Source organism: Neobacillus sp. PS3-34, assembly GCF_030915465.1.
Classification (GTDB): domain Bacteria; phylum Bacillota; class Bacilli; order Bacillales; family Cytobacillaceae; genus Neobacillus_A.
Genome location: NZ_CP133267.1, coordinates 1240278 through 1255818, shown reverse-complemented (window position 1 = coordinate 1255818; position 15541 = coordinate 1240278). Strand labels below are relative to the sequence as shown.

The window sequence follows — 15541 nt, the reverse complement described above, 5'->3', positions numbered from 1 at the left end:
TAAGCCAAATGAGATTCAAATAGGTCAATTTCCAATTGGTTTTGTTATTCATATTCTATAACAGGTTTTTATGGGAAAATGATGTTAACAATGACAATATGGTGAAAACTGAGAAAAAAATTTCTGAAGTGTAACATTTGTCCTTTACAAGCTCTTGTTTTAAAAAGAAGAGTATTTCTGCTCTAAAAGGGAATGAAGAAAGTAGTTATTCATAAAAAAATTTGAATGCTGTGTTCCAGAATAATACTATTGGCCGCGTTTCACATAATTTGGTATGATAGATAGTACATTTAATAAATTTGTTTTTCCTTTGAAAATTAACGAAATTATTTAGAATAGAAAAGATTCGTTGGAGTATTTTAGCTTTTTACTATTATTGGAGTTGATGGAAATGCCTAAATCCATTATTAAAGATAAATTAAACAGGCCATTAAGAGATTTAAGGATCTCTGTAATTGACCGTTGTAACTTCAGGTGCCAGTACTGCATGCCAGCAGATCAATTTGGACCGGATTTTGTTTTTCTTCCAAAAAGCGCACTCTTGTCATATGAGGAAATAGAGCGGCTTGCTAAAATATTCGTTAATCTGGGAGTGGAAAAAATTCGCCTTACAGGCGGGGAACCGCTTTTAAGAAAGGACATGCCCGTCCTGGTAGAAAAGCTTTCAAATATCGAAGGTTTAAATGATATTGGCTTAACGACAAATGGAGTCCTTTTGCCTAAGCACGCAGCCGACTTGAAGAAGGCTGGATTGAAGCGGGTAAATGTAAGCCTTGATAGCCTGAATGATAAACTCTTCGGTGAAATTAATGGCCGAAACGTCGGCACACAGCCGGTATTGGATGGAATCAGAGCGGCAAGGGAAGCGGGGCTAGGCGTTAAAGTCAATATGGTCGTGAAAAAAGGGCTGAATGACTCGGAAATTATTCCGATGGCTGAATTTTGCAAGCAAGAAGGACTTCAGCTCCGTTATATTGAATACATGGACGTCGGCAGTACAAACGGCTGGAAAATGGATGATGTTGTCACGAAAAAACAAATCTTTGAGATGCTCAATGAGAAATTTGAACTTGAGCCTGTTGATCCCGATTACTTTGGAGAAGTAGCAAAGCGCTACCGTTATAAAGGAACAGACATTGATGTAGGCTTTATTACTTCAGTATCTGAGTCGTTCTGCAGCAGTTGTACACGTTCCCGGTTATCGGCGAATGGGCAGTTATTTACCTGTTTATTTAATGGTAATGGACATGATATCCGAAATTTTATGAGAAACGGTGCAACAGACGAAGAATTAAGTACCAGAATAACAGAAATTTGGAATGGCCGAGATGACCGCTACTCGGATGAGCGTACAGCCGAGACCATCTTAAACCGTAAGAAAATCGAAATGTCATATATCGGTGGATAAGAATAAAAAAATAACCCGGCCTGTATTTAGGCGGGGTTATTTTTTAGTCGTCCAAGAAATTATAAGATTAAATGATGTGGAATACTTCTACCAATTTATTTTAATCTAGCTCCAGCGCCCAGCCCCTCGGGGTCATAAGCCAAATCACTCCAGAAATCAGGACAAGGAAAGCTTCGGCAGCATCCGCATCGCACGAAGGAAAAGCGATAGCTTTTCCGAGGATGACTGCGTGATTCGTCTTATGCCTGTCGGGGCTAACCAGGGCGCTTGCGCCTTTTGATTCTTAATTAAATCTCGGGAATAGAATATTATTTTCTAAATGGACATGGTTGAATGTTTCCCCTTCAAGCATTTCAAGGCGCTTATATACCAAGCGATAAGTACCGCATGCCTCTGCCGGTGGAATGAAATCCGAAGTGATAATTCGCAGCTCTTTTAATAAAGAACCTGCATGGTCATGTTCTTTTTCAAGCTCTTTAATTGCATTTAATGCTTCTTCCCGATTTTCAACCGTATTGGCATCAAGCATTTTGATTAATGGGAAAACAATCGCTTCTTCCTTTTCTGCATGATCAAGCATTTCCTTTTTAAATTCATAAAACAGCTCATAAACTTTGAGCAGTTCAGGCCGGTGTCCGCCATGCACTCTCGAAACCTTGGTTACATAAGGGCTTAAATTAGCTAGTTCTTCTCGAAGAGGATTATGGTACTGTGAAATGACGTGATCGATAATTGCCTCAGAGTCTTTTTCCATCCAGAATTTCCAATCTATTTCACCACTATCACTTTTTTCAACTACTTCGTTTAATTCATTAATAAGTGACTCTAGAGAAATGTCGGCTAAAGCTGCAGCTTCTGTTAATGGGATGTTCCCCCCGCAGCAGAAATCGATGCGATTACGTTTAAAAACATCGCTTGATTTCGGAAGTTCGTTAACAATATCTTTGACCAGTGTATTTTCTGTTAATGTCATATTCATTTCAGTATTTCCTCCTTGTTTTTGTAAAAGGTTATTTTCTATTTATAGAATAACGGATTGGCTGTTTTAACTTGGTGACCTGTATCACACTTTTGATTTTTTTATTAAAGTTTTTATTGGCCATTTTGTGAGTTTTGTCATTACAGCCATTATTTTTGATTGCTAAGATTAGTGTATCTCTTCATTTGCCATGCTCGAGTGTTTCAGATACGCTTATATGGAGAAGGAATATAGGGAATCAATGAGTAAAAATAATTATGTTTTGAATAGCAGGAGCTGATATCTATGTTTGAAAGAAGAACGCCCATTTCGATTGGGGAAGCTGTGAAAAAGATAATGGAATGCCAGATGAAAGGAACCACCGAACTGGTATCAATAAATGATAGCTATGGAAGGTACTTATCGGAAAATTTAACCGCGACGAGCGATGTACCTCATTTTGACAGGGCGCCGTATGATGGTTTTGCTGTCCGTTCAATTGATACTTCAGAAGCTTCGCAAAATAATACTGTAGAATTTGAAGTGGTTGACCACCTCGGTGCAGGTATGGTCTCAACGAAAGCCTTACAAAAAAATCAAGCTGTAAGGATTATGACAGGAGCAATGATGCCTGATGGCGCAGATGCGGTAGTGATGTTTGAAGTCGCCAATCCTTTGAAAAAAATGGTAAGCCATTTATGTCCATCAAGCGCAGCTTTAAGAAGGGGGACAATGTCTCATTCCGCGGAGAAGATGCCAAAGAGGGAACGGTCTTAGTCGAAAAGGGGACCATGATTAATCCTGGTATCCAGGCGATGCTCGCTACTTTTGGATATGCAATGGTTCCTACGGCCAAAAAGCCGATTGTTGGCTTATTTGCCACAGGGACAGAGCTGCTTGATGTCAATGAACCGCTGGTCCCGGGTAAAATCAGAAACAGCAATTCACATATGATTGCTGCACAGATTGAAAGGACAGGCGGAAGTGTCCGCTATTTTGGAAAGCTGCATGATGATTTTGATACATGCTTTGAAGCAGTAAAAAATGCACTAGAATCGGTTGACCTTCTCGTTACAACAGGTGGAGTGTCTGTGGGGGATTACGATTACCTTCCAGAAATATATGAAAAGCTTGGAGCTGAAGTGCTGTTCAATAAGGTTGCAATGAGACCAGGAAGCGTGACGACGGTTGCCCATTTCAACGGCAAACTTTTATTTGGCGTCTCGGGAAATCCTTCGGCATGTTACGTCGGATTTGAACTGTTCGCCCGCCCTATTATCAGGCGCATGCTCTTTTCAGTCAAGCCGCATCTTCGAAAGGAAAAGGCTGTTCTTGAAGTGTCTTTCCCGAAGGCCAATCCATTCACTAGGTTCGTACGCAGTGCGCTCGCAGCATCGGAAGGAAAATTGGTCGTTACACCTAGTGGTCTGGATAAGTCAAATATTGTGATGAGCCTGGCAGGAGCAAATTCATTAATGGTCCTTCCAGGAGGGACTAGGGGCTTTGAGGCTGGAATGGAAGTAGAAGTTCTTTTGCTTGAAGACCAGGTTGGAAGTGAGTGGCCTTGGTAAGACAACATATCCTTCAAATTGCTGGATATCAAAATAGCGGTAAAACAACGTTCATTACTGGTTTGATAGAAGAATTGCAGCAAAAAGGTTTGAAGGTTGTGACGATTAAGCATCATGGCCATGGCGGAAAGCCAGCTGCTGCAGAAGGAAAGGATACTTCTCGCCACCTAAAGGCTGGAGCAGCTGCAGCCCTCGTTGAAGGAGATGGGCGATTGATTCTTCAGGCAGAGTCCCAGAACTGGTCATTGGAAGAAAAAATCCAACTAATATCTTTTTTTCGCCCGGACATTATCCTCGTAGAAGGACATAAATACGAAGCATTTCCAAAGATAGTGATAATAAGGGAAGAACAAGATCTTCACCTTTTGGATGATTTGCAAAATATTCAGGCGGTTTTATTTTGGAATGAAAAATTAATTAGAAATATTGATAAACATAGGGCATATTCCTGTCTGCTGTTTCATGATGAAAACGTGATAAAAGAGATAATAATTCATATAACAGACATAAAAAGTTAAATGACTATGTGATAAGATTCACTTATTTTCTGTGTTGGCTCGCTTATATTGGAGGTAGCAGGAAATAAGGAGTGAGGAAAATGAAGTTATTTTTACCTAAACAACATGGTGCATGGGCCATGCTGATTATACCGTTTTGGCTGGGTGTTGTTGAATCAAAATTCATTTGGCAGGATATCCCTTTCTTTATTGGCTGGGTAATGCTTTATCTTGCCACTTATCCTATGCTGCTGCTTTTTAAAGGAAAGAAGATATCCTATTATACAAAATGGACGATTATTTATTTGATTCCAGCCATAGCTTTATTGACGGTTCCGTTATTAACATTGCCATCAATCAGTTATTTTGGTCTGGCTATGCTGCCCCTTTTTATGGTAAATGCATATTTTTCTTCCACAAACCGAGATCGGGCGTTAGCCAATGATTTAAGCGCCATTTTATCCTTTTCGATTGCTGGTCTTGCAAGCAGTTACTTAGCAGAAGGAACTGTTTCAGTGGGGGCTTTGCTCCTTTTTAGCGCATCCATGCTTTTTTTCCTCGGTTGTACCTTTTATGTAAAAACGATGATTAGGGAAAAGAGAAATATCCACTATAAATGGTTGTCCTGGAGTTATCATTTTCTTCTTCCAATTGTCTGGATTGTTTTGGGTCTGTGGATTGTAGCACTTGCATTTATACCAAGTTTGCTAAGAGCTGTAGGTTTTTATGGTAAAAATATTTCAGCCAAACAAGTAGGCATTTATGAAATTGCTAATGCGGCAATATTTTTCATGATCATGGCAATACAGATAAGTTTAAAATAAGAAAGAAGCCGCCCTTGAGCCGGCTTCTTTCTTATGTCTGCTTTAGTGGATATTGCAAACGTCCTTGGAACAATTCTCGCAGTCGATTTCTTGCTTAAGAGAGTCAAGATTGTGTATAGTAATGAGTCCCTTCTCAATTGAGATGCTGCCAGTTTTTCGTAAATCGCTTAAAAGCCGATTCACTACCTCTCTAGACGTTCCGCAAAAATTAGCTAATTCCTGGTTGGTTAATGGAATGTCAAGCATAAGGCCATCCACTGTTTTACTTCCATAAGTGTTGGATAATCTTATTAGTGTAGAGTATAAAGCTCCTTTTTTTCCATGAAGAACTAAATCGCGGAATTTAGTCTGTGTTTTTAGGTTTTGCAAGCTCATCCACTTCATGAATTCAACAGCTAAATCGTGATCCCGGCTAAGCATTGTTTCGAGTTGGTCTTTCATAATAACCGCGACCTCTCCGCTCTCTGTTACTTTTGCGCTCAAGTAATAGCGAGTTGAAGCATTGTATAGATTCACTTCTCCAACTAAATCACCTTTTGAACACAATCTCAGTGTTAATTCTCTTCCGTCCGGAATAATTTTACTGAGGTGAAGAGTACCGCTTTGCACAATATAAAGTTCATTTGCTAAAGAACCTTCCTGAAAAAGGAAGGTGCCTTTTTCTATTTTCCTGAAGTGATGGACGATGTGCAGCAATTCGGTTAATTTTAATGGGATATCAGTTAATGACTGCATAATATAACCACCTTAAAGTGATGAAATAATACATGGAAATAAGAAGCAAAAGAGTCAGCTGTTAACGTTAGATTCTACTATAATTATATTGTTTATCGAGGTTTATTAGCAACGATTGGAAGATAAATTCATACAATAGTCAAAAATTCATCCGAGATTCGATTAAGTTTGACAATATTATTATTGCTTGGGAAATAATTGTCGAAAGGGAAATGAAAAACTTTGCGGATGCCAAGTCTTTCTAATGGCAAAAGTCCCGATATTTTTTCAATGAAAAGGGAATGACTAAAAAGATATCTCAAAAGGAGGGAAGGCAATGGGACAAAACCGACAGTTTCATGCAGGCCAAAAAGCACCTAATAATGGTATTTATATCGAAATTGGCGAAACTGGGAGCACTGTAAACAACCCGCAAAAAGTAAAACTAAAAGCTGGGGATGCATTTCCGGAAAACTCGAACCATAATCGGCTTTGGACATACCTTCGAAAGCCATAATTTTTTAAAAGCCATCCAGTTCGGATGGCTTTTCATTTTTTTAGGAATCATTTATAATATTTTTTATAAAGGTCAAAAATGGTCAAATAAGGAGGGCGAATAAATGGATTTCAATAAAATGACGGAACGTTTACAGCAGGGCATTATGGATGCACAGGAACTTGCAGCACAGAATAATCATCAGGAAGTGGACGAAAGCCATTTGTTTCTTTCCCTTATGGGACATGACGGGAGCTTAATAAGCACCATTCTTGAAAGAGTTGGAGTAGACAAAGGAAAAGTTGAACAGGAATTCCGAGAAAGTCTAAAAAAAAAGCCACAGGTGACAGGAAACGGAGCGGAACACGGGAAACTTTATATATCAGCGCCTTTGCACAGGCTCATAACAAAAGCTGGAGAAGCTGCCCGTGATTTCAAGGATGAATATCTTTCTGTTGAACATCTTATTTTAGCAGCTATTAAATTGCCTACGTCGGAAATGGGAAAATTGTTAATCAGTTATAAGGCGGAAGCCGATAAAATAATTCAGGTGATTATGGAGATAAGGGGGAATCAGAAGGTGACAACACAAAATCCAGAGGCGAGCTATGAAGCGCTAAAAAAATATGGGCGTGACCTAGTTGCTGAAGTAAAGGCTGGAAAAACAGATCCGGTTATTGGCCGAGATACAGAGATCAGGCATGTTATCCGCATCCTTTCAAGAAAAACAAAAAATAATCCAGTACTGATTGGAGAGCCAGGGGTTGGAAAAACAGCTATTGTCGAAGGGCTGGCACAAAGAATTGTTCGGAAGGATGTCCCTGAAGGTTTAAAGGATAAAACAATTTTTTCCCTTGATATGAGTTCCTTGATAGCAGGTGCGAAATTCAGAGGAGAATTCGAGGAAAGGCTGAAAGCTGTATTAAATGAAGTGAAAAAAAGCGAAGGCAGAATTCTTTTGTTCATTGATGAGCTTCACACCATCGTCGGAGCAGGAAAAACGGAAGGAGCCATGGATGCAGGCAATATGCTGAAGCCCATGCTTGCGCGCGGTGAACTTCACTGTATTGGTGCAACTACCCTGGATGAACATCGTAAATATATTGAAAAAGATCCCGCACTTGAAAGGCGTTTTCAACAGGTGATGGTTGAAGAACCAGGCGTAGAAGAAACGATTTCCATTTTAAGGGGATTAAAAGAACGTTTTGAAATTCACCATGGGGTGAAAATTCACGATAGATCACTTGTGGCAGCAGCTACTTTATCAGACCGTTATATTTCAGAACGATTTTTACCTGATAAAGCGATTGACCTTGTAGACGAGGCATGTGCACATATCCGGACAGAAATCGATTCCATGCCTACTGAACTTGATGATGTAACACGCAGGGTAATGCTGCTTGAAATAGAAGAAGCAGCGCTTAGAAAAGAGAAAGACGAAGGAAGTTTGCTGCGTTTATCAGAACTTCAAAAGGAGCTTGCAGAATTAAAAGGGCTTGCGGCAGAGATGAGAAGCCGATGGCTCAATGAGAAACAAAGTATTCAAAGAATACAGGAAAAAAAGGAGTATCTGGAATATCTGCGAAGGGAATTGCAAAAAGCGGAGGATGAGTATGATTTAAACCGGGCTGCAGAACTCCGCCATGGAAAGATACCTCAAGCTGAAAAAGAGCTAAAGGAAATGGAGAATATCGGAAACGGCGACGGAGACCGCCTTCTTCGTGAAGAAGTAACAGAGGAAGAAATAGCTAATATCGTCGCAAGATGGACTGGCATTCCAATTACCAGGCTGGTTGAGGGGGAGAGAGAGAAGCTTTTAAAGCTTGAAACCATTCTCCATGAACGTGTAATAGGACAGGATGAAGCAATTCAGTTAGTTTCAGATGCTGTTCTTAGGGCAAGGGCTGGAATTAAAGATCCGAACCGGCCAATCGGTTCGTTTTTATTTCTTGGACCGACAGGAGTTGGAAAAACTGAACTTGCGAAAGCGTTGGCAGAAGCCTTATTTGATAGTGAGGAGCAGTTAATACGAATCGATATGTCCGAATATATGGAAAAGTTCTCTGTTTCCCGATTGATAGGTGCTCCCCCTGGGTATGTAGGTTATGAAGAGGGAGGGCAATTAACCGAAGCCATTCGCAGGCGGCAATATGCGGTTATTCTGCTTGATGAGGTGGAAAAAGCCCATCCAGAGGTTTTTAACATTCTGCTCCAGGTTTTGGACGACGGAAGGATTACGGATTCACAGGGACGTACCGTTGATTTCAAAAATACTGTAATCATTATGACCTCTAATATCGGCTCTCAATTTCTTCTGGAAGGGAAAACAGAAGAGGAAGAACTTTCGGAGGACTTAGAAGAAAAGGTATTTAGCCAGCTCAAGATGCATTTCCGGCCAGAGTTTTTGAATAGAATAGATGAAACGGTATTATTTAAACCATTAAAAGACAGTGAACTTAAAAAGATTGTTGAGAAAATGATCATGGAACTTCAGGAAAGGCTGGAGGACCAGTACATTCGAATAAACATAAGTGAGGATGCAAAAGAATTCATTGCCAGGAATGGCTATGATCCTGTTTATGGAGCAAGGCCCTAAAGCGTTATATCCAGAGAAATATTGAAACTCGTGCAGCACGTGAAATAATATCAGGTGCCCTGAGGAATCATTCTGAATTGGAAGTTACGCTTGAAAATGGCCAGCTTTCCTTCAATGTGAAGTAAAAAAAGTCATCCTGTCTTTGAAGAACAGGATGACTTTTTAAATCGTATTTCTTAATGAATATGTTTTTCTTCCGGTTCATTAGGAATAAGTGCAGGAACGATTAGAATCAGGATGGTTACTGCCACTGCAAGAATGGTACCGGTTTCAACATTGTATTCAATGCCGATCATGGAGCTTACAACATACGTCAACATTTGAACGAGAAGGAAAGTCCAGAAAAAAGTCCAAAGATATTTCACGATTTTCACCTCTTACTATTTCATTCTTTTCCAATCTTACCATATGTGTCGAAAATAATAAATGCATAAACTGAATAATCTCCTTTTCCTGATTTTGTAATATGGATTGGGTGTATATTTCAATGTGAAGTAAACTCAGAAAAGATAAAAATCCTTCAATAAGCCTTGATTTAATAGGCAAATTCCCTTTCCAATCTGGAGTCACCGCATACGATAATCTGAGGAAATTATGCAAAAGGAGTTTTATCTATGGATAACCGGATTTTTCAACTGGATACCCAATGGAATATCATCCATTACCCAGAAAAGCCAAATGGTTTCGGTATCCTGATTATAGGAGATGAAAGGCATTTCGTAGATGAAAGCAAAAGCTTCTGGCTGCAAAATGAAGGGAAACAATTCCTTATCCAAAATCTGAAGGAATCAGGGTACACTATTTTTTCATCTAATCTTTATGGCAGGAACTGGGGAAGCAGGCGAGCTGTCCAATTGGCGCAGAGACTGTATCAGCATATAATCAGAAATGAAATAATGAATGAAAAAATTCATATTCTTGCCGAAGGAATGGGCGCTCTTGTTGCGATGAGCTTATTTAAGGAAATGAAGGACCAAATCAGGTCCGCAGTATTAGTAAATCCAATTTTATCTTTAAATCTTCATCTGGAGCAGGAAAAGGAGCATAAATTTTTTTACAAAAAGCTTTTGAATGAGCTGTCGTATGCTTACCAAAAAGACATTCGTACCATTGAAAGTGAAATATTGAAAAATGGATCTCCAGTATATTTTGATGCAGATATACCAGTTAAGCTTTTTCATATTTTGGCAGGGGGAAGGATTTACCCAATCCAGACTCTATCAAAAGCTTCTAAATGAGCAAGGTGGAAAAATATCGGTAACTGCCAGCTACATGGTTCCAGAAAAGAAACAGCAGCTTAGGCATCAAATGATTAAATTTTTCAGCTCCCATGAAAAGGAACTTTAATGGCTCTGTAATGCCTTAGAAGAAATAAAACTTTTTCTTCGGCATAGGATGCAGTATAAGGAACTCATGGTGGGAGGCATAGAAATGCACAATGCTTTTATTTACGGAACATATCAGTTTATAGGATTTCACCTGTGCACAGCACTTCTTAATAATGGCTGGGAAGTAAAGGGAATCGATTATTCGAACGAATTTAATCCCTTCACAGAGGAGAAACGTCTGGAAGTAGGGCGGAATGCAAACTTTCAAGAGCTGTCATCGGGTGAAAAAGAGTGGATACCGGCAAGTGAACGACCGTTTGCGGTTATTGTATCTCTGTTTGATTTTTTTATGGAACGTAACGAAGAACAAGTACTAAATGACAGGGCATTAAAGACCTTTCTGGAAGAAAATTTCTTAAAAGAAAGTGGGAAGAACCTGCTCGTTCTTTTACTACCTATTCAGTTCCTTGCTGATTCTTCCCATTCTGGAAATGGTGATTTAAGTTCTTTTTTGGAAAATTTAAATAGGATTAAAAAAAATGTGCTGACGCTATATTTACCGTCTGTATATGGCCCATGGCAGCCTTCCTCCTTTTTTTCACATTATGCGATATTAAATGGACAAAAGATTGATTACGCAGGCAGCCGTGAGTGGAGAGGAGATCTTCTATATATTGAAGATGCACTTAGCCTAATCCTGAAACAATTGGAAACTGGTACAGTAGGTGCTTATTTGCTTGAAAGCGGCGTCAGGAATTATTGGAAGAATTGTATGGAAGAGCTGGGTGTGGAAATTCGCAGGCTAGAGGATGATCAATCCGAAATGCAGTTAAATAGTAAAGATATAAAACGTCTGCAGATAAAAAACCCTACAACTTTTCTTGAAGCCAGGAAGAAGCAGAAAGAGCACTGGGCTCATATTGATATCGGAAGCATGTAAACTGAAATGAAAAAACTTTTCAATTTTTATTGATAGAGGTAGAATAAAAAGAGCTATACGGCTTTTTTTTTAGCTGGTTAGAACGTAACAGAAGAAAAGGGCAGCCGTCAAAAGGAGTTGCAATGTATGTGGAACCGTTTCGCTGTGATATTTTTAAGCCTTATTTTGCTTGGGGCATGCGGACAACCAGTCACAGCGGGAAAATTAAAAAAGGTTGGATTGCTCGTTCCTGAAACGATCAATGACCAGGTTTGGGGAACAAAGGGCTATAAAGGAATGCTGAAAATCCAATCCCAATTTAATATAGATGTCTACTATAAAGAAGGCATGGATACAGAATCAGTAGTGAAACGGGCGGTAAAGGAACTTGACCAGAAAGGTGTCAACCTAATTTTTGGCCATGGGGCAGAATTTGCTCAGTATTTTAATGATATTTCAAAAGACTATCCCAAAATCCACTTTGTAAGTTTTAATGGAGATGCAAAAAATAAGAACACGACAAGTCTGAATTTTAAGGGTCATGCGATGGGTTTTTTTGGGGGCATGACTGCGGCTCATATGTCTAAAACCCATAAAATAGGAGTCATTGCTGCCTATGAGTGGCAGCCGGAAGTGGAAGGCTACTATGAGGGTGCCATGAATGAAAATAAGGACACAAAGGTTTCGATTCAATATGTCGGCAATTGGGATGATCAAAAAAAGGCTAATGAGCTTCTGGAAAATATGCTTAAAGAAGGAATTGATGTTGTTTATCCAGCAGGTGATGGATTTAATGTTCCTGTTATTGAAAAGATGAAAGAACATGGCCTATATGTCATCGGGTACGTTTCTGATCAGTCCGATCTTGGTGAATCGACAGTTTTAACCAGCACGATACAGCAAGTAGACAAGCTGTATGAACTAATCGCAAAGCAATATTCAGAAGGAATTTTAAAATCAGGCAATCTTTCCTATGATTTTAAAGATGACGTAATCACATTAGGGGAATTCAGTCCTTTGGTTGATAAGGAATTTATCAAAAAAATGGATCGCGAAATTAAAAATTATAAAAAGACTGGAAAGCTTCCAAATCAAGAATAACGAAGGAGAATACATATGAATGTACAAGAAAAAAACCTGCAGTTCATGCAGATTGCAATGAAGCATTTTCCGGAGGCAAAAGCTCAATTGGACCAAGCGGGCATTGAATTATCAATGGAACTGATTCAGCCGTTTATGTCTTTATTTACACAAGTAATGGCTGAGGCATACGAGTTGGGAAAAGAGGATGCAAGAAAAGAGTTAAAGCAAGAGTAAGAAAGTATAGCTGCCGGAGAAACGGCAGCTAATTTTTTTTCCAAAATTGTTCTACAACGGGATAAATCTTTCTGAAAAAAGGCTTAAGCTTGCTCGCCGAATCCATTAACGCCTCAAAATTCATCAATAATTCATCAAAATCGACTGTTTCCTGTGATTCCGGTCTGCGTGTTCCCGAACGAACCGTATTATTAACTTCTCTGCCTGGACCGAACATAAACCGGCTAAAAGGGTCGACTGTAGACTTTTCGTTTTTATTTGATTGTTCCTCCATAACCTTCAATTCCCCCTTTCCAATAGAAGAACCTACTTTAAATTATGTAAGCAGACAGAAAAGGTATGGATAAAAGCGGATAAACCTATTGCGAAAACCTAAATTTGTTTGTAAAATTAGTACCAGGTAATAATAATTGATAATAAGTTTGATAATCTATAGAATATAGTTATATTAAAAGGAGCTGGTAACATGGGTGCAGGAATTATCGGCATAGGAAGGTATTTGCCAGAAAAGATTCTGACAAACGCTGATTTGGAAAAAATAGTGGATACATCTGATGAGTGGATTCGAACAAGGACGGGCATCGAAGAACGAAGAATAGCAGCAGATGACGTAAATACTTCTGACATGGCATATGGAGCTGCGAAAAAGGCGATTGAGAATGCAGGAATTTCCGCTACCGATCTGGATATGATCCTTGTAGCGACAGTCACTCCTGATCGGCCTTTCCCAACGGTGGCATGCATGCTCCAGGAAAAACTGGGGGCTGTTAACGCTGCTGCAATGGATATTAGTGCCGCTTGCGCAGGTTTTATGTATGGGATTGTGACAGCCAAACAGTTTATTGAATCAGGTGTTTACAAAAACGTACTGGTAATAGGCGTTGAAAAACTATCCAAAATAACCGACTGGGATGACAGAAATACGGCCGTGTTGTTTGGAGATGGTGCCGGTGCAGTGGTAGTAGGGAATGTTAGTGAAGGCAGGGGAATTCTATCCTTTGAACTCGGAGCAGATGGTACAGGTGGAAAGCATCTTTATCAGGATGAGTTTATCATTATGAATGGACGTGAAGTCTTCAAATTTGCAGTTCGCCAAATGGGAGAAAGCTGCCTGAACGTACTTGATAAAGCAGGGCTTACAAAAGAAGATGTAGATTTTCTAATCCCCCATCAGGCAAATATCCGCATAATGGAAGCAGCCCGTCAAAGGCTTGAACTGCCGCCTGAAAAAATGTCCAAAACGGTAAATAAATATGGAAATACATCAGCGGCTTCTATCCCTATTTCAATAGTAGAAGAATTGGAAGCAGGAAAGATAAAAGATGACGACCTCATTGTTATGGTAGGCTTTGGGGGAGGCTTAACATGGGGAGCCATAGCGATTCGCTGGGGCAGGTAATTTTTTTTGAATAATATTCCCTTGTATGTTACCGGGAATTAAACAATTTTTATAAGCACAGAATATCCGAATGAAAAAGGAGATGGACATATATGAACAAGCGAAGGGTAGTCGTAACAGGTGTCGGAGCAGTAACTCCGCTTGGCAACGATATTGAAACAAGCTGGAAGAACATTATTGAAGGAAAATCAGGAATTGGCCCATTAACGAGGATAAACGCAGAAGAATTTCCCGCAAAGGTTGCTGCAGAGTTAAAAGATTTTAATCCAGAAGTGTTTATTGAAAAAAAGGATGTCCGAAAAATGGACCGCTTTACTCAATATGCTGTTGCTGCTTCATTAATGGCTGTCAAAGATTCCGGGCTAATTATAAACGAAGAAAATGCTCCTCGTGTTGGTGTGTGGATTGGCTCCGGCATTGGCGGTATGGAAACATTTGAACAGCAATATGAAACTTTTTTAAATCGGGGATACCGACGAGTAAGCCCATTCTTTGTTCCGATGATGATTCCTGATATGGCAACTGGCCAGGTTTCTATAACGATTGGAGCTAGAGGTTTTAATTCCTGTACTGTCACGGCTTGTGCTACAGGGACAAATTCAATTGGAGACGCCTTTAAAGTAATCCAGCGAGGGGATGCTGATGCAATGGTAACAGGAGGTGCGGAGGCACCTATTACAAAAATGGCCGTTGCAGGTTTTTGCGCAAATACTGCATTATCAACGAATCCTGACCCGAACACAGCTAGTCGCCCGTTTGATAAGAACCGCGATGGCTTTGTCATGGGCGAAGGTGCAGGAATAGTTGTACTGGAAGAACTTGAGCATGCATTGGCACGCGGTGCTAAAATATATGCAGAAATCGTAGGTTATGGAGCAACAGGCGATGCTTACCATATCACTGCCCCAGCTCCCGGAGGAGAAGGCGGTGCCCGTGCAATGAAAATGGCAATCGAAGACGCCGGCTTTAAAGTGGAGGAGATCGATTACATTAACGCACACGGAACATCTACAGACTACAATGATAAATATGAAACAATGGCTATTAAAGAAGTGTTTGGAGAACATGCTTATAAGCTGGCAGTAAGCTCAACAAAATCGATGACAGGACACCTTCTGGGCGCAGCTGGTGGTGTAGAAGCCATATTTACGGTTTTAGCGATGAAGGAAGGCGTATTGCCGCCGACTATCAATTACGAAACACCAGACCCGGAATGTGATTTGGACTATGTTCCAAATGCTTCCCGCCAAAAGGAAATCAGAGCAGCCATCAGCAACTCTCTTGGATTTGGCGGCAATAATGCAACAATTGCCTTTAAAAAATACGAATAAGCTGATTGAATATAAGCGGCAGGCATCGGGATGCTTCATATCCTAGTGCCTGCCTTTTTTTATTACACATAAAGAGGGTAACTACGCCTCTGTCTTCGCCCCAAAAGGCTCGTCAATCGGCGAGTATTCTTAAATTAGGAACCCATTGCCTCCGTTCTCATAAACTGCAGAAAGAAAATCATG

14 protein-coding genes and 2 pseudogenes are annotated in these 15541 nt (G+C 40.0%); 12 read left to right on the top strand and 4 right to left on the bottom strand.

Features of this window, described 5'->3' with window-relative positions; translation table 11 throughout:
* Positions 1 to 391: 391 nt before the first annotated feature.
* Entirely contained in the window at positions 392 to 1408 is a 1017-nt protein-coding gene (gene moaA / locus RCG23_RS06325) for a GTP 3',8-cyclase MoaA (protein WP_308179027.1), read from the top strand.
* A 283-nt stretch (positions 1409 to 1691) separates the two neighbouring features.
* Here the strand turns inward: moaA and ric are convergent, their stop codons facing one another.
* The gene (gene ric / locus RCG23_RS06320; protein ID WP_308179026.1) at positions 1692 to 2387 is read right to left on the bottom strand and encodes an iron-sulfur cluster repair di-iron protein; all 696 of its coding nucleotides are present in this window, start codon (positions 2385 to 2387) and stop codon (positions 1692 to 1694) included.
* Between the two features lie 285 nt (positions 2388 to 2672).
* Here ric and glp point away from each other — a divergent pair.
* From glp to RCG23_RS06305, 3 genes and pseudogenes are all read left to right on the top strand, one after another.
* A pseudogene (gene glp, locus RCG23_RS06315) lies at positions 2673 to 3937 on the top strand (gephyrin-like molybdotransferase Glp).
* Positions 3931 to 4455, top strand: coding sequence for a molybdopterin-guanine dinucleotide biosynthesis protein B (gene mobB / locus RCG23_RS06310; RefSeq protein ID WP_308179025.1), 525 nt, complete (start codon positions 3931 to 3933; stop codon positions 4453 to 4455). The pseudogene glp and the gene mobB overlap by 7 nt, the downstream one beginning before the upstream one ends.
* A gap of 80 nt (positions 4456 to 4535) precedes the next feature.
* Entirely contained in the window at positions 4536 to 5258 is a 723-nt protein-coding gene (locus tag RCG23_RS06305; RefSeq protein ID WP_308179024.1) for a YwiC-like family protein, read from the top strand.
* 42 nt (positions 5259 to 5300) lie between these two features.
* Here RCG23_RS06305 and RCG23_RS06300 read toward each other — a convergent pair whose 3' ends face one another.
* Entirely contained in the window at positions 5301 to 5993 is a 693-nt protein-coding gene (locus RCG23_RS06300; RefSeq protein ID WP_308179023.1) for a Crp/Fnr family transcriptional regulator, read from the bottom strand.
* A 316-nt stretch (positions 5994 to 6309) separates the two neighbouring features.
* Here RCG23_RS06300 and RCG23_RS06295 point away from each other — a divergent pair, with 316 nt between their 5' ends.
* The gene (locus RCG23_RS06295; protein WP_308179022.1) at positions 6310 to 6489 is read left to right on the top strand and encodes a YjzC family protein; all 180 of its coding nucleotides are present in this window, start codon (positions 6310 to 6312) and stop codon (positions 6487 to 6489) included.
* Positions 6490 to 6592: 103 nt separating this feature from the next.
* Positions 6593 to 9189 (top strand): annotated as a pseudogene (gene clpB, locus RCG23_RS06290) (ATP-dependent chaperone ClpB).
* A gap of 51 nt (positions 9190 to 9240) precedes the next feature.
* Here clpB and RCG23_RS06285 read toward each other — a convergent pair.
* On the bottom strand, positions 9241 to 9429 hold the full coding sequence (locus tag RCG23_RS06285; protein WP_308179021.1) for a YjzD family protein: 189 nt from the start codon (positions 9427 to 9429) through the stop codon (positions 9241 to 9243).
* A gap of 249 nt (positions 9430 to 9678) precedes the next feature.
* Between RCG23_RS06285 and RCG23_RS06280 the strand changes: the two genes are divergently transcribed.
* From RCG23_RS06280 to RCG23_RS06265, 4 genes are all read left to right on the top strand, one after another.
* Positions 9679 to 10302 (top strand): lipase family protein, encoded by a 624-nt coding sequence (locus RCG23_RS06280; RefSeq protein WP_308179020.1) that lies wholly within the window; start codon positions 9679 to 9681, stop codon positions 10300 to 10302.
* 193 nt (positions 10303 to 10495) lie between these two features.
* Entirely contained in the window at positions 10496 to 11332 is an 837-nt protein-coding gene (locus tag RCG23_RS06275; protein ID WP_308179019.1) for an NAD-dependent epimerase/dehydratase family protein, read from the top strand.
* 126 nt (positions 11333 to 11458) lie between these two features.
* On the top strand, positions 11459 to 12412 hold the full coding sequence (locus RCG23_RS06270; protein ID WP_308179018.1) for a BMP family ABC transporter substrate-binding protein: 954 nt from the start codon (positions 11459 to 11461) through the stop codon (positions 12410 to 12412).
* Between the two features lie 15 nt (positions 12413 to 12427).
* The gene (locus RCG23_RS06265) at positions 12428 to 12628 is read left to right on the top strand and encodes a ComZ family protein (protein WP_308179017.1); all 201 of its coding nucleotides are present in this window, start codon (positions 12428 to 12430) and stop codon (positions 12626 to 12628) included.
* Between the two features lie 28 nt (positions 12629 to 12656).
* On the opposite strand, the gene RCG23_RS06260 is transcribed toward RCG23_RS06265, so the two are convergent.
* On the bottom strand, positions 12657 to 12902 hold the full coding sequence (locus RCG23_RS06260; RefSeq protein ID WP_308179016.1) for a hypothetical protein: 246 nt from the start codon (positions 12900 to 12902) through the stop codon (positions 12657 to 12659).
* Positions 12903 to 13094: 192 nt separating this feature from the next.
* On the opposite strand from RCG23_RS06260, the gene RCG23_RS06255 reads away from it, so the two are divergent.
* Together RCG23_RS06255 and fabF are read left to right on the top strand one after the other, a co-directional pair.
* A complete protein-coding gene (locus RCG23_RS06255; protein ID WP_308179015.1) occupies positions 13095 to 14027 on the top strand; it encodes a beta-ketoacyl-ACP synthase III in 933 nt (310 codons plus the stop codon).
* 92 nt (positions 14028 to 14119) lie between these two features.
* Positions 14120 to 15358: a beta-ketoacyl-ACP synthase II gene (fabF, locus tag RCG23_RS06250; RefSeq protein WP_308179014.1), complete on the top strand. Its 1239-nt coding sequence runs from the start codon at positions 14120 to 14122 to the stop codon at positions 15356 to 15358.
* Positions 15359 to 15541: the final 183 nt, after the last annotated feature.

Bases quoted from the DNA above. Each gene is read 5' to 3' on its own strand.
- RCG23_RS06295 (WP_308179022.1), top strand. From the start codon at position 6,310: ATGGGACAAAACCGACAGTTTCATGCAGGCCAAAAAGCACCTAATAAT.
- fabF (WP_308179014.1), top strand. From the start codon at position 14,120: ATGAACAAGCGAAGGGTAGTCGTAACAGGTGTCGGAGCAGTAACTCCG.
- RCG23_RS06270 (WP_308179018.1), top strand. From the start codon at position 11,459: ATGTGGAACCGTTTCGCTGTGATATTTTTAAGCCTTATTTTGCTTGGG.
- RCG23_RS06255 (WP_308179015.1), top strand. From the start codon at position 13,095: ATGGGTGCAGGAATTATCGGCATAGGAAGGTATTTGCCAGAAAAGATT.
- moaA (WP_308179027.1), top strand. From the start codon at position 392: ATGCCTAAATCCATTATTAAAGATAAATTAAACAGGCCATTAAGAGAT.
- RCG23_RS06265 (WP_308179017.1), top strand. From the start codon at position 12,428: ATGAATGTACAAGAAAAAAACCTGCAGTTCATGCAGATTGCAATGAAG.
- RCG23_RS06305 (WP_308179024.1), top strand. From the start codon at position 4,536: ATGAAGTTATTTTTACCTAAACAACATGGTGCATGGGCCATGCTGATT.
- RCG23_RS06300 (WP_308179023.1), bottom strand. From the start codon at position 5,993: ATGCAGTCATTAACTGATATCCCATTAAAATTAACCGAATTGCTGCAC.
- RCG23_RS06275 (WP_308179019.1), top strand. From the start codon at position 10,496: ATGCACAATGCTTTTATTTACGGAACATATCAGTTTATAGGATTTCAC.
- RCG23_RS06280 (WP_308179020.1), top strand. From the start codon at position 9,679: ATGGATAACCGGATTTTTCAACTGGATACCCAATGGAATATCATCCAT.
- RCG23_RS06260 (WP_308179016.1), bottom strand. From the start codon at position 12,902: ATGGAGGAACAATCAAATAAAAACGAAAAGTCTACAGTCGACCCTTTT.
- ric (WP_308179026.1), bottom strand. From the start codon at position 2,387: ATGAATATGACATTAACAGAAAATACACTGGTCAAAGATATTGTTAAC.